Here is a 21,089-nt window from a genome sequence, read left to right on the forward strand (position 1 = left end):
TGCCCATGGCCCGATCATCATCCGACTCGCCCGACGCAAAGCCGCGCGGTTATTTCGGCAGTTTCAGGAAAAGCGCCGAGAGCGAGTTCATGCCGGAGACCGCCGGCGCGACGCTGCAGGATTCCCCGCGCTGGTCGCGGATCACCGTGTGGCTGGCGGCGGGGCTGATCGTCAGCGCCGTGGTCTGGGCCAAATTCGCCGTGCTCCAGGAAGTCACCATGGGCGAAGGCAAGGCGATTCCGTCAAGCAAGGTCCAGGTGATTCAGAACCTGGAAGGCGGCATCGTCACCGAGATCTTTGTCCGCGAGGGGCAGATGGTGAACAAGGGCGATACCTTGCTGCGCCTGGATGACACCCGCTTTCTATCGAACAAGGGTGAAAGCGAGGCCGATCGATATGCCTTGACCGCCCAGGTTGAACGCCTGTCCGCCGAGGCCGAAGGGCGGCCCTTCAAGTTGTCGGCCGAGGTGATCGCCAAGGCGCCGCAGGTGGCCGAGGACGAGCGCTCGCTCTACGAGCAACGGCAGCGTCGACTGGCCAGTGAACAGCGCACGCTCAGCGAACAGCTGCGGCAAAAAACCCAGGAACTGGCGGAGTTTCGCTCGAAACAAGGGCAATTCAGTTCGAGCCTGGCCCTACTGCAGCAAGAGATGAACATGTCAGCACCGCTGGTCGGCACCGGTGCCGTGTCCCCCGTAGAAATCCTGCGACTCAAGCGCAGCGCGGTGGAAATTCGCGGCTCGTTGAACGCCACGACCCTGGCCATTCCTCGGGCGGAATCGGCGATCGCTGAAATCAAGAGCAAGATTGACGAGTCCGAACAATCTTTCCGTTCGGACGCTGCCAAGGAGCTCAACGAGAAACGCACCGACCTTTCAAAAATTACCGCTTCGAGCATCGCCATCGATGACCGCGTCACCCGCACCACGGTGGTCTCGCCGGTTCACGGGATCATCAAGGTGCTGAAGGTCAACACCATCGGCGGCGTGGTCCAGCCCGGCAGCGACATGGTGGAAATCGTACCGTTGGAAGACAACCTGCTGATCGAGGCCAAGGTCCGTCCGCAGGACGTGGCGTTTCTGCATCCGGGGCAGCGGGCGATGGTCAAGTTCAGCGCCTACGACTACACCATTTATGGCGGCTTGAGCGCCAAGCTGGAGTTGATTGGCGCAGATACTATTACCGATGACAAGGGCAACAGCTTTTATCTGATCCAGGTGCGCACCGACAAGAACCACTTGGGTGGGGATGCGAAGCCGTTACTGATCATCCCGGGGATGGTGGCGACGGTGGACATCATCACCGGTGAGAAGAGTGTGCTGGACTACCTGCTCAAGCCGGTGCTGAAGGCGCGGACCGAGGCGATGCGCGAGCGGTAGGTTCTGGCCTGGAGTTGTGGTGATAGCTCTACCGTCTTCGCGGGCAAGCCCGCGAAGAGGCCGGCACGAGCAACGCCTAATTCGGCCCATGATTACGCAAAAAAACCTCCTCCCCCATCGCCGCGATCTGCCCCTCGATCAACGCCTCGAACGGCTTCAGCAATGGCTCAAAGGACATCGGCGCTTCCAGCACCTGCAACGCCTGCGCGATGGCCTCCACCGTCGATAAAGCCCCCGGCCCCGGCGCCTTGCGCAATCGATACCGCGACACTCCGCCCTGCGCCAGCGTCACCCGTGGCAATGTCGCCAGCAGCGGATTGAGGTGCAGCAGCTTGCGCGCCTTGCGCCAGGTACCGTCCGGCACCACCAGCAACAGCGGCTGATCATCTGCGCCATAGCCCTGCAGCGTCTGCGTATCCTCGCCCGGAAACAGCAGCCGCGCCTGGTACCCCGGTTGATTCAACAACGCCGGCAGATCCGCGAACACTTCGCCCACGATCAGCTCGGCATTGGTCAAGCCAAGCGCGGCCAAACGTGCGGTATTCAGCGCGTGGTTTACTTCACTCGGATGCTGCAGCACCAGCACCCGGGTACGGCTGTCGAGGCTCGGGATCAATAGGCACAGGCAATGGGCTTCTGGGCGCAGGCAGCGCGGGCAATGGATTCTGGACATTATTTCAAGCCTGATTGAGTTGCGCTTTGAGCAGATCGCGGAAGGTCTGGATCAGCGGTTCGCGGCTGCGGCCACGGCGCACGATCATGGAAAATGGCGCCTGATAACCAAAAGTCGCCGGCAGCAACACCCGCAAATCGCCCTTATCGGCCCAGGCCTGGGCGTAGTGTTCGGGCAAGTAACCGATGTAGGCGCCAGACAGCACCAGGATCAACTGCGCCTCCATGCTCTCCACGGTGGCGGCGCTGTGTTTGAAGCCGTGGCGCGCCAGTTCCGCCTGGCTCCAGTACCCCCGGCCGACCATGCGCTGCTGGGTAATGACCTGCTCGGGGATACGTCGTTCGGTGAACAGCGGGTGCCGGCTGCTGCAGTACAACCAGTGCTGCTCGCGGTACAGCGGCATGTACACCAGCCCGCTCATGCGCGTGGAAAATGCACCGATGGCCAGGTCCAGGCGATTGTCCTGCACGCCGAGTTGCAGCTCGTAGGGGCTCATGACCGACAAGTGCAGATGCACGGCCGGGTGCTCCTGGCTGTAGGCGCCGATGGCTTCGGCGAACGGCAGGGCCTTGTCGCTGACGGTGGAGTCGATAACCCCCAGGTTCAGCGTGCCGCGCAACTCGCCCTTGAGTGCGGCGGCATATTGCTCGAATCCTTCGAGCTCGGCCAGCAACCGCAAGGTTTCCTGGTGGAACAGCTCACCCTTGCTGGTCAGGCTGAAACCGCCACGCCCGCGATGGCAGAGCACCAGGCCGAGGGCGGCTTCGAGCTGACTCATGTAAGTGCTGATAGCCGAAGTCGAGAGGTTGAGCTCCTGCTGGGCAGTGGCAAACCCCTGATGGCGAACCACACTGACAAAAATGCGCAGCAGTTTCAGGTCGGGTAAAGCGTTGGCCATGGGAACTCCGGATTCGCGGCAGCTCCTGCCATCAGCCGTTAAATTTACCGCCGCCATTTTCCATTAGTTTAGAAAAATCTGAACTAAGTATTTGTGCGTAGCGATTCTTCCCCGCCACTACATTTCGCAGAATCGGCGCCTAATACAAAAAAATGATGAGGCCTGAACCCGTGGACAAGATTCTTCACCAACCACTGGGCGGCAACGAAATGCCGCGCTTCGGCGGCATCGCCACCATGATGCGACTTCCCCATGTGCCGACCGCTGCCGGTCTGGACGCTGCCTTCGTTGGCGTGCCCCTGGACATCGGTACCTCCCTGCGCCCTGGTACCCGTTTCGGGCCTCGGGAAATCCGCGCCGAATCGGTCATGATTCGCCCTTACAACATGGCGACCGGCGCCGCTCCGTTCGATTCGCTGTCGGTGGCGGACATCGGCGACGTGGCGATCAACACCTTCAACCTGCTCGATGCCGTACGGATCATCGAAGAATCCTACGACAACATCCTCGAACACGACGTGATCCCGCTGACCCTGGGCGGCGACCACACCATCACCCTGCCGATCCTGCGTGCCATCCATAAAAAGCACGGCAAAGTCGGCCTGGTGCACATCGACGCCCATGCCGATGTCAACGATCACATGTTCGGCGAAAAAATCGCCCACGGCACCACGTTCCGTCGCGCAGTCGAAGAAGGCCTGCTGGATCCGGACCGCGTAGTACAAATCGGCCTGCGCGCCCAGGGCTACACCGCCGACGACTTCAACTGGAGCCGCAACCAGGGCTTTCGCGTCGTGCAGGCCGAAGAGTGCTGGCACAAATCTCTTGCGCCGCTGATGGCTGAAGTGCGCGAGAAAGTGGGTGGCGGCCCGGTGTACCTGAGTTTTGACATCGACGGCATCGATCCGGCCTGGGCGCCAGGCACCGGCACCCCGGAAATTGGCGGACTGACGACCATTCAGGCGATCGAGATCGTGCGCGGCTGCCAAGGCCTCGACCTGGTCGGCTGCGATCTGGTAGAAGTCTCGCCCGCTTATGACACCACCGGTAATACCTCTCTGCTGGCCGCCAACCTGCTGTACGAAATGCTTTGCGTGCTGCCTGGCGTGGTTCATCGCTGAGGACGGGTCATGAACGAACGCGATCAAGTATTGCAAGCCGCCGCCGATCTGGTGTCGGCCTTTGCCGGTAACGATCGCGAAGCCTATTTCGGCGCCTTCAGCGCCGATGCCAGCTTCGTCTTCTACACCCTCGAACAGCCCCTGCTGTCGCGCGATGCCTATCAGGCGTTGTGGGACACCTGGCGCCGCGAGGATGGCTTCGAGGTGCTTTCGTGCACTTCAAGCAACGCTTTCGTCAGCCTGCAGGGTGACGTGGCGATTTTCATCCATGACGTGGCCACCGAGCTGCGCATGCAAGGGAAGCAACACTTCAGCCAGGAGCGCGAGACGATTGTTTTCAGAAAACACTCGTCTGGCCAAGAACAACAAGGCCATTGGCTGGCCTGCCACGAACATTTATCCGCGATGCCGGAAGGGCTGCCACCTCCTTAGCCAAACAGGTGACGCTCACACACGATGAGCGCGCCTTTATGATCGGAGCAGATCATGAATAACAACAACAACGAAAAAAGCCTTAGCAGCATCGAAACAAACGGGGTCGAACAGATCCCGGATCACGAACGCGATGCCCGTCCCGGCGATTTGTTTCGCCTGATCTTCGGCGGCGCCAACACTTTTGCGACCGCCGTGCTCGGCAGCTTTCCGGTGTTGTTTGGCCTGTCCTTCCAGGCCGGTGTATGGGCGATCGTGCTGGGCGTCGTGCTTGGCGCGCTGATCCTTGCACCCATGGGCCTGTTCGGCCCGATCAACGGCACCAACAACGCCGTGTCTTCCGGTGCGCACTTCGGCGTGCACGGGCGGATCGTCGGTTCGTTCCTGTCGTTGCTGACCGCCATCGCCTTCTTCTCACTGTCGGTGTGGAGCTCGGGTGATGCGCTGATCGGTGGCGCCAAACGCCTGATCGGCCTGCCGGAAACCGACCTGAGTCTGGGCCTGGCCTACGGATTGTTCGCCATCCTGGTGCTGACCGTGTGCATCTACGGTTTCCGCTTCATGCTGTGGGTCAATCGCATTGCGGTATGGGCGGCCAGCGCGCTGTTCCTGCTCGGCATCTTCGCGTTTGCCCCGACCTTCGACAGCCAGTTCGCCGGAACCGTGGCCCTGGGTCAGGCCGGCTTCTGGGCAGCCTTTATCGGCGCAGCGCTGGTGGCCATGAGCAACCCGATATCCTTCGGCGCGTTTCTCGGTGACTGGTCGCGGTACATCCCACGCGAAACCCCGAAAGGCCGGATCATGTTTGCAGTGATCGCGGCACAGCTTGCCACCCTGATCCCGTTCCTGTTCGGCCTGGCCACTGCCACCATCGTGGCGATCAAGGCGCCGGACTACATCGCGGCCAATAACTATGTAGGCGGTCTGCTGGCGGTCTCGCCTAGCTGGTTTTTCCTGCCGGTGTGCCTGATCGCGGTGATCGGCGGCATGTCCACAGGCACCACGTCCCTTTATGGCACCGGGCTGGACATGTCCAGTGTGTTTCCGCGAGTGCTGTCACGGGTCAAGGCCACGTTGCTGATCGGGGTGATGTCGATTGCCTTCATCTTCATCGGTCGCTTCGCCGCCAACCTGGTGCAAAGCGTATCGACCTTCGCCGTACTGATCATCACCTGCACCACGCCATGGATGGTGATCATGATTATCGGCCTGGTGGTGCGCCGTGGCTTCTACTGCCCGGATGACCTGCAGGTATTCACCCGAGGCGAAAAAGGTGGCCGCTACTGGTTCACCCACGGCTGGAACTGGCGCGGCCTGGGGGCCTGGATCCCGAGTGCGCTGGTGGGGCTGTGCTTCGTCAACCTGCCCGGCCAATTCGTTGGACCGCTGGGTAACCTGGCCGACGGCATCGACATTAGCCTGCCGGTCACCCTGGGCCTGGCGTCGGTGGTGTACCTGGTCCTGCTGAGCCTGTTCCCGGAGCCCAAGGCGGTGTTTGGCCCGGATGATTTACGCAGCGAAGGCATAGCGCCGCTTGATGCAAGACCTGTGGGAGCAAGGCTTGCCCGCGATTGAGGCGCCGCGATTTATAGCTGGACCGCGTCATCGTTTATCGCGGGCAAGCCTTGCTACCACAGGGCATGAGTTGCCTGCGGGGACCGAGCAGCACCACAGAACCATTTTTGTTTCACCATAAAAAAGACAATCGGAGACACGCCATCATGGCTTTGGATTTATTCGTCGTTCTCATATACGCCGCCGCAATGCTGGTCCTCGGCTACTTCGGCATGCGCAAGGCCAAGACCAACGAAGACTACCTGGTTGCCGGTCGCAATCTCGGCCCGACCCTGTACATGGGCACAATGGCCGCGACCGTCCTGGGTGGTGCGTCCACCGTCGGCACCGTGCGCCTGGGTTATGTCCACGGTATTTCCGGGTTCTGGCTTTGCGCGGCACTGGGCTGCGGGATCGTGGCGCTGAACCTGTTCCTCGCCAAGCCGCTGCTCAAGCTGAAGATCTACACCGTTACCCAGGTGCTGGAAAAACGCTACAACCCGATGGCCCGCTCCGCGAGTGCGGCGATCATGCTGGCGTACGCGCTGATGATCGGCGTGACCTCGATCCTGGCAATCGGCACGGTCCTGCAAGTGCTGTTCGACCTGCCCTTCTGGATCTCGGTGCTGCTGGGCGGCGGCGTGGTGGTGGTCTATTCGGCGATCGGCGGCATGTGGTCCCTGACCCTGACTGACATCGTCCAGTTCGTGATCAAGACCGTCGGCCTGATGTTCATCCTGCTTCCCATCTGCCTGTACCGCGTTGGCGGCTGGGATGAACTGGTGCTGAAACTGCCGGCGACCGCCTTCAGCTTCACCACCATCGGCTGGGACACCATCATCACCTACTTCATGATCTACTTCTTCGGGATCCTGATCGGCCAGGACATCTGGCAGCGCGTGTTCACCGTGAAGACCGCGAAGATTGCCCAGTACGCCGGTACTTTCGCAGGCTTCTACTGCATTCTCTACGGACTGGCCTGCGCCCTGATCGGCATGGCCGCCCACGTGTTGATCCCGGACCTGGACAACGTCAACAACGCCTTCGCCGCCATCGTCAAACTGTCGTTGCCGGACGGCATCCGTGGCCTGGTCATCGCTGCCGCACTGGCCGCCATGATGCCCACCGCCAGCGCCGGCCTCCTCGCGGCGTCCACCACACTGACCGAAGACCTGCTGCCAAAGCTGCGTGGCGGCAAACAGTCGAGCCTGGGCATCAACCGGCTGTTTACCCTGCTGACCGGCATCGCCGTGCTGGGTATCGCCCTGGTGGTGAACGACGTCATCAGCGCACTGACCCTCGCCTATAACCTGCTGGTGGGTGGCATGCTGATCCCGCTGATGGGGGCCATTTTCTGGAAACGCGCAACCACCGCCGGCGCCATTGCCAGCATGGGCCTGGGCTTTGCCACCGCACTGCTGTTCATGTTCAAGGATGGCCTGGATGCCAACACGCCGATCTACTACAGCCTGGCTGTCGGCCTGGTGAGCTTTGTGGTGGTGAGCCTGGCGTCCCGTCGCCCTTCAGTGGTGGCGAGCGCGATCTGATAGCGCACAACTGACTAAATGTTTTCTTCGACGGGTGTGGCGTCGGTTGCCACACCCGTTTTTTTTCGCCCGCCGAAAAGATCATGGCAGAACAGCGACAGCGCGGATTCGGAATCGGCCTGCTGTACTGGAAGAGTAAAACCAGGATGGACCGCGTTTACTGGCGGGAAGCTGGATGCTCAGAAACGCAAAAACGGCCAATGATCTGAGCCGTTTTGATTGAGATGGGGATACATCAGGTTGCTTGGCAGAGGATTGCGGGAGCTAGGATTACGGGTGCTCTGCTGGCGATGGGAAACCTGAGGGCGTCCGTGGGAGCAAAGCTTGCTAGCGATGGATCGAGCGGCGCATGCAGCCTGCCAGCCTGCCCGTGTGATCATTCGCGACCATCGCGAGCAAGCGAGCGCCTGCAACCACGATTAACGGCGGCGCGGCTGGCGTCGACGCTGTTCGTCGTCTGTACGGATAGGCACAGGTTGCAGAGGCGGTTCGATCAAACCGAGTGCGACACCCAGGTCGTGCAGCCAGTTTTGGATTTTCTCTTTCATGGTGCCCCCTTCAGGGTAGTGCCGAGCGACCGGAATTCTGAAGTCGCTTCGCACTGATAATAGTCCGAAGTCCTGCGCAATGCTCGGCAAAAGAAACAATGATCTGTTACTGAATTGATCCAAATCCCGCTCGGATAGTTCAAGCAAACGCCTGCTCCGCCTTCGAAAGCCCCGGGTAGACCGCCTGCTGCTGTTCTATCCATGCATTCAGATTGGCCCCGACCATGCCCTTGCGCCACATCAGCCAAGTAGTCGCACTGGCAAACGGTTCGGCCAACGGGTGCACGGCCACGCTTTCGCGCCCTGGCAAGCTGGCGAGCATGGATTCCGACATCAGCGCCACGCCAGAGCCTGCGATCACACAGGCGAGCATGCCCGGGTAACTCTCAATCTCCATGGCCCGCCCCATGGCTGCATGATCATGGGCGAACCAGGCCTCCAGGCGCATGCGGTAGGAACACCCCTGACGAAACGTGAACACCGAACGCCCCTGCACATCCAGCGCGCTGCGCACCGGCGGATGGTCAGCCTCGCTGATCAGCACCAGTCGTTCGTCGCACAGTGGCAAGCCGTCGAGGCCGGCGAGTTCCAGCGGGCCGTCTACCAATGCCGCATCCAGCCGACCGGTCAACAACCCTTCCAGCAGCTCACCGCTGGGACCGGACTGCACCTGCAGGTTCACCGCCGGGTAACTGCGGTGATAGCGCGCCAGCAACGCCGGAAGGTGAATGGCGGCCGTGCTGTACATGGTACCGAGCACAAAATCGCCCGCCGGCTGCCCGCCTTGCACGGCCGCCTGCGCCTCATCGTGCAGGCTGAACAGCTTGCCGGTGTAGTCCAGCAGAACTTTTCCTGCAGGCGACAGCTGCAAACGCTGACGTTCGCGCAGGAAAAGCTCTACACCGAGTTGCTCTTCCAATTGCTTGAGCCGCGTCGACAGGTTTGACGGCACCCGATGCAAACGCTCTGCGGCTCGGGTAATGGAACCCTCCTCGGCGACTGCCTGGAAGATGCGCAGTTGACTGAATTCCACGCCATTCTCCAAAAATGAATAAGTTACTCACTATTATTCATTTTTAAAGAAAGTCAATCAGTCCTAGCCTGACGGTCATTGATCTTCAGCAGGAGTCCACCATGAACCCCTTGATTCGTTTGTCTGCCAGCTTTATCGCCTTGATGATGGCCATGGGCATCGGCCGCTTCGCCTTGACCCCCCAACTCCCGCACCTGCTCAGCGAAGGTCAGATCGACCTGACTGCGGCGGGTTTGATCGCTGCAGCAAATTATCTGGGTTATTTCGTCGGCGCCGTGGACGCGATGTTTTCCCGCAGGCCTGCGCAGATCCGCAGTCGGTTGCAGGGTGGGCTGTGGCTATGTGTCCTGCTGACCCTGGCGTCGTTCTGGGCCCACGGTTTCTGGTCGCATCTGTTGCTGCGCTTTGGTACCGGTGTGGCCAGCGCCTGGGTGCTGGTGATGATCACCGCCTTGAGTCAGCCCCTCGCCGTCGCGGCCGGTCGTCCACGTCTGGGTGCCCTGGTATTTGCCGGACCGGGCCTGGGCATTTTCCTGACCGGGATGCTGGCGCTGGGCTCGAACCTGCTGGGGCAGACCTCGGCCACATTGTGGCTGGTATATGCCGCAGTCGGGCTGGTGATGTTGCTGGGGATCCTGCCATTCCTGCCCCGGCCAGCCGCAACAGCGGCTAGCGCACCCGTCGACGCAGGCACCGCACACCGCGGCATCGGCCGTCTGGGCCTGGTCTATGGATTGTACGGTTTGGGCTACATCATTCCCGCCACCTTCCTTTCACAGATGGCCAGCGCGCAATTTCAGGGCCAATGGCAGGCCGATTTGTTCTGGCCATGCTTCGGCCTGGCCGCTGCATCCGGTGTGGTGCTGGTGAGTTTGCGCCGACACAATCCGAACGCCACCCGGCACTGGCTGATGGCGACCTTGTGGCTGCAGGCGGCGGGCGTCTTTGCCTGCCTGCTGGGCAGTGGCACGGGCCTGGCGTTGGGTGTGCTGCTGTGCGGCGGACCGTTCCTGGCCTGCATGCAACTGGTGATGCAACGCTCGCGGGAACTGGCACCCCACGCCACTCAGCGCAACGCGGGGTTGCTGACCGCGTGCTTCGCAATAGGTCAGCTCGCAGGCCCGCTGCTGGCTGCGGCAAGCAGCCATTACAGCGGCAGTTTGCAGCCTGGGTTGATCGTTGCCGGCAGCGGCTTGCTGATCGCGGGTGCGCTGTCGGGCAGCGCCGACAATGCTGCACCGAGATTCAGCGCGGGCGACCGCACAACCATCGTTCAACGTTGAAGGGTCACAGCGCCTTGCGGGCAGCCCAGTAACCAACGGTGCAGGCGAGGCAAGTGGCAAAGGCGCCCCAGGCCATGTCCATGAATACCAACTGGGCCGACCAGCCTTTCAGCGTCGCCCAGTTGCTCAGGTCATACGTGCCATACGCCACCAGGCCCAGCAAGGCGCCCATGCACGCTGCGCGCTGCCAACTGGTGGCTGGCAATACCACGAACATCACGCAACCGAAGACATACAAAAGATAGAAAACCGCTGCCGGACCCAGCAGCGGTTTGTCGAGCATCAGCGAGCCAAGCAGTGCCTTGTACTTCGACGCCATCAACACGCCGAGCCAAAGGCCATCCAGGACCAGAAACGCCAGCAAGGTGCCCGCGTACGCAAATAACTCTTTTTTCATGGTCGTCCATCCCCCTGTTGATAAGCATGGGGCTGGTCGGCCATCAGCTTAGTTCAATACGATCTGCGTGAATGACGATCTGTCCGTTCTTGTACAACGCGCCGATCGCTTTCTTGAAGTTGCCTTTGCTGACGCCGAACATACTGCTGATCAGGGTCGGATCGCTCTTGTCGCTGATCGGCAAGGTACCGTTGTTGTCGCGCAACTTGGCAAGGATCTTCGAGTTCAGGCTGGTGGCCGCTTCTTCGCCAACCGGCTGCAGGCTCAGGCTGATCTTGCCGTCGGGACGAACCTCCTTGATGAAGCCCTTCTCTTCCTTGCCGGCGCGCATGAACTTAAAGATTTCGTTCTTGTGAATCAAGCCCCAATGCTTGTTGTTGATGATTGCCTTGAAACCCATATCGGTCGCTTCGGCTACCAGCAAGTCGACTTCCTGGCCGGCAGTGTAGCTGGCCGGGGTCTTGTCCAGGTAGCGATCCAGCCGTGCAGTGGCAGTGATCCGACGCGTGTGCTTGTCGAGATACACGTGCACCACGACATATTCGCCGGCGGTCATCTGGCGTTTTTCTTCGGAGTACGGCAGCAGCAGGTCTTTAGGCAGGCCCCAATCGAGAAATACGCCGATGCTGTTGACTTCAACAACTTTCAAACTGGCGAATTCACCGACTTGAACTTTCGGCGTTTCGGTCGTTGCGATGAGTTTGTCATCGCTGTCCAGATAAATGAAAACGTTAAGCCAATCTTCATCTTCGCTGGGAATATCTTTGGGAATATAACGATTAGGCAGCAGGATTTCGCCATCCGCGCCACCGTCCAGATATAAACCGAAGTTAGTGTGTTTAACCACTTGCAAACTGTTGTAACGCCCGATTAAAGCCATGTCCAATACCCTCATTGCGTGGGCGGCATTCTACCCGGTTTTGCGGCCAGCGTTCTGCGCCCGGCCCGGTGGCGCCGAAAAATTAGCTCAAAAGCTTGATTTTCATGGGTTTGGCTCACCGGCACCAGCCGCTCGTCCGACGAACCGACCCAGCTTCAGCGCCCATCGCCTGCACAAAAAACCTTTTCTCATCCACACGTCTGTAGTTAAAACAGCAGCTTAGGGCGACCGGGAGATTATTAATCCGGTTTAAATCCCACTGCCGCCAAGATTAAATTGGGGAGATATTTCCCAAGCAATTGTCAAGTATTTCCTGTATTATTCATGGCCAAGTTAATTTTCTATAGGTTAATGGCCGCCATGCGTCAAAAAGCATCCAACAGCAAAGCAAAGCCAGCTCCAGCCGTTGAAACCAGCGAATCGATCAACAACCAGATCGCTGCATTCCTCAAGTCCGGCGGCGAGATCCAGCAAATTGCCAAAGGCGTCAGCGGTCAGACGTTCGGCCCGTCCAAGCAGATCACGCTGGGCAAAAAGTAATACCGGCATCAACTGGTCCATAGGCGCTTTGAGCTTCGAAGCGCTTGGACTGAACCCTCCCGAAATACCCGCACAAACTCCCAATTCTCAAAAATCGACGAACGGCCTCCAGCGCCGGGTATTCGCCGGTATCCTTGCACACCTCTAGATCAAGCGTTTCAGCCGCTTTCAGGTTTCTGCTTCGCGCTGTTCATGGAGTGACGCATGTTCAAGCCCCCACTCATATTGCTCGGCACCCTGCTGTCGTGTTCGCTCGCCCATGCGCAGATCTTCCAGCGCGAGTTGGGCGACTTCGACCTGAAACTCGGCACCTCGCCCTCGCGCAGCATGGCTCAGGGCCTGGTCAAACCGGCCGCCGTCGGCTCATTCCATGGCGGCCTCGACCTGAGCCACGACAGCGGGTTCTACGTCGGCCAATGGTCACCCAGCATGGGCCTGAGTACAGGTAACAACCTGGAAGTCGATTCCTACATGGGCTTCAAGCAGCCTTTCGACCAGACGCTCGGTTACGAGGTCGGGATGATTCACTACAGCTACCCGAAAGTGGACACCCTCGACAGCCAGGAGCTGTTTGGCGGCCTGACGTTACTGGGCAGCCGCTTCGGCGCCGCGTTCAGCAACGACCCCGACAAGCAGAACAGCACCGTGTTTGCCGATCTTGGCGGCAACAAGCCGTTTGGAATTGGGGTTAGCATGAAGTACACCAGCCACCAGCTGAACGCGCCGGTCTCGGTCGACGGCGGCAATATCGGCAGTTTTACCGACTGGTCAGTGCAGCTTTCCCGCCCCTTCATGGGCATCGACCTGAACCTGATCTACAGCGATTCCAACCTCAGCGGCAGTGATTGCTCCGCCTATTCCGGACACAACAGTCAGTGCGACGGGCTGGTAACCCTCAAGGCCGAGCGCAGCTTCTACTGAGCGGCGGGGCGGTGTGCACCGATGATATGAACTGCAAGGCTGATCCTGCGATCACATAAGAATCTCCTCAAGTAGCCAGGCTTTTGCAAGGACTCGCCCATGTCGCGCTGGTTTAAATGTCTCGCCGTCATCCTCACCCTTAGCCTGGCCCTCGGCGCGTGCAGCCGCGTGGGCCTGGCCTATCGCAACCTCGACGTGATCATTCCCTGGACGCTCAGCGACTACCTGGACATGAATGGAGAGCAGAAAGGCTGGTTCAACGAACGCCTCAAGGAACACCTGAGCTGGCACTGCACGACACAACTGCCAGGGTATCTGGACTGGCTGGATCGCCTGCAGACCATGGTCGAAAACAATCAGGTAACCGACGAAGCGCTGCAAGCCCGGACCCAGGAAGCCAAGGAAGCCATCGCGCAGACTGCCCGGGAAATCACCCCCTCAGCCATCGTGCTGTTGCAGGGGTTGGACGACAAGCAAGTGGCGGAGATGAATGAAGCCTTTGCCAAGGATCAGCGCAAGCGTCAGGAGGAATACCTCAAGCCATCCCTGGACCAACAGATCAAGGACCGCACACGGCGCATGGAGAAACGCCTGGATGATTGGCTCGGGCCGTTGAGTTCGACCCAGAAGCAACGTGTAGTGGCCTGGTCCACGGCTCTGGGTGACCAGAACACCCAATGGATCGCCAACCGGGTCCACTGGCAGAAGCAATTCAGCGCGGCCGTGGCGCAGCGCCACAGTCCGGAGTTTGCGCAACGCATCGAGACGTTGCTGGTGAACAGGGAGAGTTTGTGGACGCCGGCTTATCGCCAGGCCTTCGCTGCAACCGAAGCACAGGCTCGATCGCTGTTTGTGGATTTGATGGCCGAAAGCACGCCAGCACAGCGCGAGCGGTTATTGAAGAAGATCGAGGGAGTGAGGAAAGACTTCAACGATTTGAAATGCCTGAAAGCGGCGCAGCAAAATTGAACAAATACCCGCTCAGATACCACGATTGCATGTGGGAACGAGCCTGCTCGCGATAGCGTCATCCCATCCAACATCAAAGTTGAATGTTATACCGCGTCGCGAGCAGGCTCGCTCCCACAGAGTTGAGCCACACGGGCATCGCGGGCCTTCAGGCAATCTGAGCTTTCGACGCGACCGTATCGAACGTGACTTCATCCAGCGCATCTTCCTGCTCGTCCAGCACCTGACGCGGGTGGTCATTGCCCGGAATGCTGCTGTCGATCAGGCTCAACAAACTCGAGCCTCGCGCCGTCAAGATGTAGTTGGACCCCGAGCCACCCTGCTCTTCTGGCCGAGGTTCGATGTAACCGCGCGCCAGCAATAGCTTTTCGTACTCTCCTGCCACGGCTTTAAGGTGATCAAGGTTTTCGGGTTCCCCGCCCTCTGCCGCCTTCGCCGCCGCGTATTTTTCGGCATAAGCACGTGGCGCGAAGCTTGTGTCATCGCTCTGCACTTCATGCAGCAAGCATTCAATCAAATCCCAGTTATAAGTCGTCATCCTGATTCAACCTCCAAGCCAGAGAGTGAGTTGGCCTTCATAGAGTGTGACCTGCACCGGTCCCAGCCGTTCAGCCTGGATTTTCAGCGGCACTGACCGGCGGTATGTCGAATTGGGCGAAGGCCGGACGACTAATGGGTGCCCGCTATCGCTGCCTGAAGGAGAACCCACCATGAACGTTCAGAACCATCCGGTCGTGAGCCGCGAAGAATGGCTCGCCGCGCGCCGGCAACACCTGGCCCATGAAAAAGCTTTTACCCGCGAGCGCGACAAACTCAGCGCCGAACGCCGCGCCTTGCCATGGGTGAAGATCGATAAGGACTACCACTTCCAGGGCCCAGGCGGCGAACTGAAACTGGCCGACCTGTTCGGCGGCCGCAGTCAGCTGATCATCTACCACTTCATGTTTGCCGAGGGTTGGGACGAAGGTTGCCCTGGATGCTCCTTCCTGAGCGATCACATCGACGGTGCCAACCTGCACCTGGCCCATCATGACGTCTCTGTGGTTGCGGTCTCCCACGCGCCTTATGCCCGGTTCCAGGACTTCCGGCAACGCATGGGCTGGAAGTTTGACTGGGTGTCATCTGAAGGTTGCGATTTTAACTACGACTTTGGCGTCTGCGCGCGGGCCGAGGATATTGCCGCCGGAAAAGCCACCTACAACTACGAAAAATCTGATGGTGCAGAAGAAGAACTGCCTGGCCTCAGCGTCTTTTATCGCAACGAAGCCGGGGATATTTTTCACACCTACTCCACCTATGCCCGGGGCCTCGACCTGTTGGTTGGGGCATACAATTACCTGGACCTCACGCCCAAGGGCCGTAATGAGGAAGAAATCATGGAGTGGGTGCGGCACCACGACCGCTATGAGGCGCAAGCACCGGCAAGCTGCTGCCATCGTTGAACGAAGGGCGCGCTGTGTTTCTGAACTTTTTGCGTACCAAAACGCTCAACCCGTTATACCGCCCTCACCGGAAACGAGGCTGCCCCATGAAGACATTGCTGAAAATCACCCTTGCCGCCACGCTTGCCTGCGCCCTGCCCGCCTGGGCCTGCACGCCTGAAGAAGCCACCGCCAAACGCGAACAGCTGGCCAAGGAAGTGACCCGGCTGACCGAGCAGAACCCGGCCAAGGCCAAGGAAATCAACGACGAGTTGCAGAAGATGGACCTGGGTACTGCCAGTGCCGATTTGCCGGACAAATGCCAGTTGATTGACCAGCGGCTCAAAGAGCTGAATTCAGCAGAGAAAAAAGCTGAAAGCTAAAGGCATAAAAAAACCCGGACGCTAATCCGGGTTTTTCATGTGGCGCTGGAACCGCTTATTACTCAGCGGCCGGCGCTTCCGGCTTGCGGCGTTTGAGCGGCGCCATGCCGTCCTTGCTCACCAGCGACAGTGCGTCGGTCTTCGGGCGGTTGGCGATCTTGCGCTTGGTCGGAGCCTTGGCGCCGGTTTTCTTCTTGTCGCCCTTGGCGTCGACCTTTTTCTTCTTCACGCCAACAGCCTTGCCCGAAGCCTTGACCTTCTTCGGTCCGCCGTAGGTGCCTTTGACTTCCTTGATGGTACGGCGCTCGAAGCTCTGCTTGAGGTAGCGCTCGACGCTCGACATCAGGTTCCAGTCGCCGTGGCAGATCAGCGAGATCGCCAGGCCATCGTTACCGGCACGCCCAGTACGACCGATGCGGTGCACGTATTCGTCGCCGCTGCGTGGCATGTCGAAGTTGATCACCAGGTCCAGGCCGTCGACATCCAGGCCGCGAGCGGCCACGTCGGTAGCCACCAGGATCTTCACGCCGCCCTGCTTCAAGCGGTCGATGGCCAGCTTACGGTCTTTCTGGTCCTTGTCGCCGTGCAACACGAACGCTTTGTAGTCTTGCGCCACCAGGCGACCGTAGATGCGGTCAGCCATGGCGCGGGTGTTAGTGAACACGATGGCCTTCTGGTAGGTCTCGTTGGCCAGCAGCCAGTTGACGATCTGTTCTTTGTGCTGGTTGTGGTCAGCGGTGATGATCTGCTGACGGGTGGTCGCGTTCAGGTCGCTGACGTTGTTGAGCTGCAGGTGCTCAGGGTTGTTCAGCACCGCAGCGACCATCTCCCGCAGGCCCGAACCACCGGTGGTCGCGGAGAACAGCATGGTCTGCTGGCGGTTGGTGCACTCTTTGACCAGACGCTGGACGTCCTCGGCAAAGCCCATGTCGAGCATACGGTCGGCTTCGTCGAGCACCAGCACTTCGACTTCTTTCAAGTCGAGGTTGCCGGCGTTCAGTTGCTCGATCATCCGGCCCGGCGTACCGATCAGGATGTCCGGCACCTTGCGCAACATGGCGGCCTGGACCTTGAAGTCCTCACCGCCAGTGATCAGGCCGGACTTGATGAACGTGAACTGGGCAAAGCGCTCGACTTCCTTGATGGTCTGCTGGGCCAGCTCGCGGGTCGGCAGCAGGATCAGGGTCTTGATGCTGACGCGGACTTTAGCCGGGCCGATCAGACGGTTGAGGATCGGCAAAACGAAAGCAGCGGTTTTGCCGCTACCGGTTTGCGCAGTCACCCGCAGGTCACGCCCTTGGAGCGCCAGCGGAATAGCCGCTGCTTGCACAGGCGTTGGCTCGACAAATTTAAGCTCGGCCACGGCTTTGAGCAGGCGTTCGTGCAGGGCGAATTGGGAAAACACGGGTGCTACCTCGAAGAAATACAAAAAAACAGCTGCATAGGTTACCGGTTTCGGGCGCCGAGGCCGAGTTTCTTTATACAAACGGCGCTAATCAGTGGTTTTTTTGTTGCCTTGTTTGTCTCCAGTCGCAATATGAAGCGTCTTAAATGCTCTAATCGACCCGTCGCGTCTTACAGAAGAACCGTTTTAGCTTATGGATATCAAACAGCTCTGGCTCAACGTCCAAGACCTCTGGGGTGCGCTCGATCAGCACCCGCTCCTGCACTCCAGCCTGGCGCTGGTGGTGTTGCTGGTGGTTGCCCTGGTCCTCGGACGAGTGGCACGCTACCTGATCCTGCACGCCGCCAAACTGCTCGGGCGTCAGCCCGCCATGCACTGGATGAATGACCTGCGGCACAACAAGGTCTTCCATCGCCTGGCCCAGATGACGCCGTCGCTGGTCATCCAGTTCGGCCTGCACCTGGTGCCCGAGCTGAGCAAGACCAGCCTGGTCTTCCTTGGCAACGTCGCACTGGCCTTCACCATTCTTTTCCTGCTGCTGGCCATCAGTGCCCTGCTCAGCGCCTTGCTGGACATCTATGCGCGCACCGAGCACGCCCGCACCCGGTCGATCAAAGGCTACGTGCAACTGACGAAAATGGTGCTGTACGTGTTTGGCGCCATCATCATCGTCGCCACCCTGATTGACCGTTCGCCGTTGTTGCTGCTGTCGGGTCTTGGCGCCATGTCGGCGGTGATCCTGTTGGTCTACAAGGACACCCTGCTATCGTTTGTCGCCAGCGTGCAACTGACCAGCAACGATATGCTGCGAGTAGGCGACTGGATCGAAATGCCGCAGGTGGGTGCCGATGGTGATGTGGTCGACATCACGCTGCACACGGTCAAGGTGCAGAATTTCGACAAGACCATCGTGTCGATCCCGACCTGGCGCCTGATGTCCGAGTCATTCAAGAACTGGCGCGGCATGCAGCAGTCCGGTGGACGACGGATCAAGCGCAGCCTGTACATCGACGCCAGTGGCGTGCGCTTTCTGCGCGATGACGAGGAGTTGAAGCTGTCCCAGGTGCATCTGCTGACTGACTACATCAGTCGCAAGCAGGCCGAACTCAAGGCCTGGAACGAAGCCCAGGGCAACGTCGCGGCGATGTCGGCCAACCGGCGGCGGATGACCAACATCGGCACGTTCCGCGCCTATGCCCTGGCGTATCTGAAAAGCCACCCGGAAGTCCAGCCGAACATGACCTGCATGGTTCGCCAGATGCAAACCACTGCCCAGGGCATTCCGCTGGAGATCTACTGTTTCACCCGCACCACGGTGTGGGCTGATTATGAAAGAATCCAGGGCGATATCTTCGATTATCTGCTGGCGGTGCTGCCGGAGTTTGGCTTGAGTCTTTATCAGCAGCCCAGTGGCGGGGATTTGCGCACGGGTTTGTTGCCGGCTGTGCTGGGCGCGAGCGCGGTTCCAGAACCGGAAAAACACGCGATGTAGGCGATGGCGCAGCCTGCGATCTTTTGATCTTCAACATCAGAAGATCGCAGGCTTCGGCAGCTCCTACGCCCGTTTCGGGTCTGGCCTGATACCCAGCCGGCTGATCCACACCGCCGCCAGAATCACCATGCCGCCAAAGAGCAGCCGTCCCAGCTCTTCATGCTGGTTCCAGATCAGCAGGTTGAGCAGCAGCCCCACTGGCACGTGCAGGTTGTTCATCACCGCCAGCGTCCCGCCGTTGACCATGCACGCGCCCTTGTTCCACCAGTACAAGCCGAGCGCGGTCGAGACCAGCCCGAGGAATATCAGCACCCCCCATTGCAGCGGCGCTTCGGGCAGGAAGTCGGCTTTGCCGAACAGCAGGAACGCGGGCAGTGCCACTGCAAATCCGCCCAGGTAGAAGTAACCGAAACGCCGATAGTGCGGCAGGTCGCTGGGGTGTTTGGCGACCAGGTGTTTGTAAAGCACTTGCCCGGCGGCGTAGGTGAAGTTCGCCAACTGCAGCAGCAGGAAGCCCATGAAGAAGTCCGGGTTGATGCGGTCGTAACGAATGACTGCGGCGCCAAGCACGGCTACCAGTGCGGCCACCAGGGCCCAGGGGTTGAAGCGGCGGTTCAGCGCGTCTTCGATCAAGGTCACGTGCAGTGGCGTGAGGATGGTGAACAGCAGCACTTCGGGCACGGTCAGGACCCTGAAGCTGAGGTACAGGCAGACATAGGTGACGCCGAACTGCAGGGCGCCGATCAGTAGCATGCCGCGCATGAATGCGGGCTCAACCGAGCGCCAGCGGGTCAGGGGGATAAAGACCAGGCCGGCGAGCATTACCCGTACCAGTACGGCGAAGTAGCTGTCGACGTGTCCGGCGAGGTATTCGCCGATCAGGCTGAAGGAAAACGCCTGGATCAGGGTGACGAAAAGTAGATAGCCCATGGGTCGCCTCGTTTTGAATGGCGGCGACGATAGCGGGTTTTGGGGGCTGTCGCAGTTTGAATTTGCACAAATTCATTATTTTGGGGAAGGCTGGCAGTAGTTCCGCCGTCACGGCTAAGGCCGTGTGGCATCCGCGATGCGAAGGTGGTGCAGCAGATACGCGAGCAGGTGGCCGGCATACGGGCCGATGTCTCTGAGAGTTGCAGAGGCGAAGTTGCGTTGTTCAGCCACTTGGTTTCCTCTGGATCACTAATGCCTGCGCATTCCAATCGTCGGCACTGTGAAGCTGAGTACCGCTGAAGAGGGAAAGGCAGTGCCTGAACATTAGTATTCGCGTGATGGCCTAATCTACAGACATCTCTATCTCTGGGCTGAGAGTACCGAGCCAGGCAACTAGACCCATGATGATGACCGCGAGCAACAACTCTAGAATCATGCTTCGCCGCAAGGCGTTAATAGCGACCGCGTGAGTGCCGATTTGAATGGATTGCTCCAGCAGCGGGCTCAGGTAAAAACGGTTCAAGGCCGCTAAAATGAGCATCCCGGCAAACAAAAAAACCTTCAAAGATAATAGTGCGCCATAGGTAGTGGTGGTCAACGTCTCCAATGTCTGCCCTACAACCAATAGGTAATTGGCTATGCCGGTCACGGTCAAGGTGAGGACAATGAGCGCTCCGGCAGATTCAAATCCAGTCAGGGCCCTAGCCAGCACTTGAATCTGCAAAGCTCCTGAGAGCTTATTTGATCGCAATAAAATCACGAATGCACTGAGCGCGCCCAACCAGCTCCCAGCACCCAGAAGATGAACGATATCGCTCGTGAAATGCAGATATCGACGAGTGCCTTCATCCATCGCACCATGTCCTGTCCAGGCCAAGGTACCCAGTGCTACAGCACCGCAGACCGTGACGCCCCAAAGGCTTATGGCAGGAGCTCGTCTGTTGAGTAAGGCCGCGATCACGGCCATCGTCAACGAGGCTATCCGAACCATCCATGTGAGCCCCGCATCAGTCCCCATCAGCATCATCTCGAGAATATGATGATGAAGCTCCATGAAGCTAGATACGCCGCTCATCGTCTTGGCCATTTGCAGCATGGCGGCAATCGACAATAAGACGCCGATAACGGCAGTGGCTGCCAATAGCGACTCAAAATTCAAAACAACTCCACCGCCTCGTTCTTTTCCTTTGAGACTGTAGATACCGAACAACGCCAAGCCAAAGAGCAACATCAAGTCGATGTACAGCGCGAAGCGTAGGATTATGTTGATTGAGTCATCCATG

The 21,089-nt window shown here is 59.4% G+C and carries 22 protein-coding genes; 12 read left to right on the forward strand and 10 right to left on the reverse strand.

Annotated elements, in window-relative coordinates:
* The first annotated feature begins 5 nt into the window (after positions 1-5).
* Complete coding sequence (locus UB23_RS07350) at positions 6-1,379, forward strand: HlyD family type I secretion periplasmic adaptor subunit (RefSeq protein ID WP_045058683.1); 1,374 nt, start codon at positions 6-8, stop codon at positions 1,377-1,379.
* 76 nt (positions 1,380-1,455) lie between these two features.
* On the opposite strand, the gene UB23_RS07355 is transcribed toward UB23_RS07350, so the two are convergent.
* On the reverse strand, positions 1,456-2,052 hold the full coding sequence (locus UB23_RS07355) for a tRNA-uridine aminocarboxypropyltransferase (protein ID WP_045058684.1): 597 nt from the start codon (positions 2,050-2,052) through the stop codon (positions 1,456-1,458).
* 4 nt (positions 2,053-2,056) lie between these two features.
* Complete coding sequence (locus UB23_RS07360; protein WP_045058685.1) at positions 2,057-2,950, reverse strand: LysR family transcriptional regulator; 894 nt, start codon at positions 2,948-2,950, stop codon at positions 2,057-2,059.
* A 170-nt stretch (positions 2,951-3,120) separates the two neighbouring features.
* On the opposite strand from UB23_RS07360, the gene speB reads away from it, so the two are divergent.
* From speB to UB23_RS07380, 4 genes are all read left to right on the forward strand, one after another.
* A complete protein-coding gene (speB, locus tag UB23_RS07365) occupies positions 3,121-4,071 on the forward strand; it encodes an agmatinase (RefSeq protein WP_045058686.1) in 951 nt (316 codons plus the stop codon).
* A 9-nt stretch (positions 4,072-4,080) separates the two neighbouring features.
* Positions 4,081-4,503 (forward strand): YybH family protein, encoded by a 423-nt coding sequence (locus UB23_RS07370; RefSeq protein ID WP_045058687.1) that lies wholly within the window; start codon positions 4,081-4,083, stop codon positions 4,501-4,503.
* A gap of 54 nt (positions 4,504-4,557) precedes the next feature.
* Positions 4,558-6,078: a purine-cytosine permease family protein gene (locus UB23_RS07375; protein WP_045058688.1), complete on the forward strand. Its 1,521-nt coding sequence runs from the start codon at positions 4,558-4,560 to the stop codon at positions 6,076-6,078.
* A gap of 146 nt (positions 6,079-6,224) precedes the next feature.
* On the forward strand, positions 6,225-7,604 hold the full coding sequence (locus tag UB23_RS07380; protein ID WP_045058689.1) for a sodium:solute symporter: 1,380 nt from the start codon (positions 6,225-6,227) through the stop codon (positions 7,602-7,604).
* Between the two features lie 419 nt (positions 7,605-8,023).
* Here UB23_RS07380 and UB23_RS30495 read toward each other — a convergent pair whose 3' ends face one another.
* Positions 8,024-8,152: a PA1414 family protein gene (locus tag UB23_RS30495; RefSeq protein ID WP_003184145.1), complete on the reverse strand. Its 129-nt coding sequence runs from the start codon at positions 8,150-8,152 to the stop codon at positions 8,024-8,026.
* Positions 8,153-8,291: 139 nt separating this feature from the next.
* Positions 8,292-9,185 (reverse strand): putrescine utilization regulator PtrR, encoded by an 894-nt coding sequence (gene ptrR / locus UB23_RS07385; RefSeq protein ID WP_045058690.1) that lies wholly within the window; start codon positions 9,183-9,185, stop codon positions 8,292-8,294.
* Positions 9,186-9,286: 101 nt separating this feature from the next.
* Here ptrR and UB23_RS07390 point away from each other — a divergent pair, with 101 nt between their 5' ends.
* Positions 9,287-10,468: an MFS transporter gene (locus UB23_RS07390; protein WP_045058691.1), complete on the forward strand. Its 1,182-nt coding sequence runs from the start codon at positions 9,287-9,289 to the stop codon at positions 10,466-10,468.
* 4 nt (positions 10,469-10,472) lie between these two features.
* Here UB23_RS07390 and UB23_RS07395 read toward each other — a convergent pair whose 3' ends face one another.
* Positions 10,473-10,865 (reverse strand): DUF2177 family protein, encoded by a 393-nt coding sequence (locus UB23_RS07395; protein ID WP_045058692.1) that lies wholly within the window; start codon positions 10,863-10,865, stop codon positions 10,473-10,475.
* Between the two features lie 43 nt (positions 10,866-10,908).
* Positions 10,909-11,745: a CvfB family protein gene (locus UB23_RS07400; RefSeq protein WP_045058693.1), complete on the reverse strand. Its 837-nt coding sequence runs from the start codon at positions 11,743-11,745 to the stop codon at positions 10,909-10,911.
* 351 nt (positions 11,746-12,096) lie between these two features.
* Between UB23_RS07400 and UB23_RS07405 the strand changes: the two genes are divergently transcribed.
* The 3 genes from UB23_RS07405 (at position 12,097) to UB23_RS07415 (ending at position 14,175) form a co-directional block, all read left to right on the forward strand.
* Positions 12,097-12,285 carry a hypothetical protein gene (locus UB23_RS07405; protein WP_177328536.1) on the forward strand — a complete coding sequence of 63 codons (189 nt, stop codon included), beginning with the start codon at positions 12,097-12,099 and terminating at the stop codon, positions 12,283-12,285.
* Positions 12,286-12,489: 204 nt separating this feature from the next.
* Positions 12,490-13,206: a TorF family putative porin gene (locus UB23_RS07410; RefSeq protein WP_045058694.1), complete on the forward strand. Its 717-nt coding sequence runs from the start codon at positions 12,490-12,492 to the stop codon at positions 13,204-13,206.
* 99 nt (positions 13,207-13,305) lie between these two features.
* Positions 13,306-14,175 carry a DUF6279 family lipoprotein gene (locus UB23_RS07415; RefSeq protein ID WP_045058695.1) on the forward strand — a complete coding sequence of 290 codons (870 nt, stop codon included), beginning with the start codon at positions 13,306-13,308 and terminating at the stop codon, positions 14,173-14,175.
* 148 nt (positions 14,176-14,323) lie between these two features.
* Here UB23_RS07415 and UB23_RS07420 read toward each other — a convergent pair whose 3' ends face one another.
* Positions 14,324-14,713: a hypothetical protein gene (locus UB23_RS07420; RefSeq protein WP_045058696.1), complete on the reverse strand. Its 390-nt coding sequence runs from the start codon at positions 14,711-14,713 to the stop codon at positions 14,324-14,326.
* Positions 14,714-14,885: 172 nt separating this feature from the next.
* Here UB23_RS07420 and UB23_RS07425 point away from each other — a divergent pair, with 172 nt between their 5' ends.
* Together UB23_RS07425 and UB23_RS07430 are read left to right on the forward strand one after the other, a co-directional pair.
* Positions 14,886-15,617 (forward strand): DUF899 domain-containing protein, encoded by a 732-nt coding sequence (locus UB23_RS07425; protein ID WP_045058697.1) that lies wholly within the window; start codon positions 14,886-14,888, stop codon positions 15,615-15,617.
* An 86-nt stretch (positions 15,618-15,703) separates the two neighbouring features.
* Entirely contained in the window at positions 15,704-15,979 is a 276-nt protein-coding gene (locus tag UB23_RS07430; protein WP_045058698.1) for a hypothetical protein, read from the forward strand.
* Between the two features lie 58 nt (positions 15,980-16,037).
* Here UB23_RS07430 and UB23_RS07435 read toward each other — a convergent pair whose 3' ends face one another.
* Positions 16,038-17,384: a DEAD/DEAH box helicase gene (locus UB23_RS07435; RefSeq protein ID WP_045058699.1), complete on the reverse strand. Its 1,347-nt coding sequence runs from the start codon at positions 17,382-17,384 to the stop codon at positions 16,038-16,040.
* 193 nt (positions 17,385-17,577) lie between these two features.
* Between UB23_RS07435 and UB23_RS07440 the strand changes: the two genes are divergently transcribed.
* Positions 17,578-18,876, forward strand: a complete 1,299-nt coding sequence (locus tag UB23_RS07440; RefSeq protein WP_045058700.1) for a mechanosensitive ion channel family protein — start codon at positions 17,578-17,580, stop codon at positions 18,874-18,876.
* A 63-nt stretch (positions 18,877-18,939) separates the two neighbouring features.
* Here UB23_RS07440 and UB23_RS07445 read toward each other — a convergent pair whose 3' ends face one another.
* Positions 18,940-19,806: a carboxylate/amino acid/amine transporter gene (locus UB23_RS07445; RefSeq protein WP_045058701.1), complete on the reverse strand. Its 867-nt coding sequence runs from the start codon at positions 19,804-19,806 to the stop codon at positions 18,940-18,942.
* 343 nt (positions 19,807-20,149) lie between these two features.
* Positions 20,150-21,088, reverse strand: coding sequence for a copper homeostasis membrane protein CopD (copD, locus tag UB23_RS07450; protein ID WP_045058702.1), 939 nt, complete (start codon positions 21,086-21,088; stop codon positions 20,150-20,152).
* Position 21,089 lies beyond the last annotated feature (1 nt).

This window comes from Pseudomonas sp. ES3-33, from assembly GCF_000952175.1.
Classification (GTDB): domain Bacteria; phylum Pseudomonadota; class Gammaproteobacteria; order Pseudomonadales; family Pseudomonadaceae; genus Aquipseudomonas; species Aquipseudomonas gregormendelii.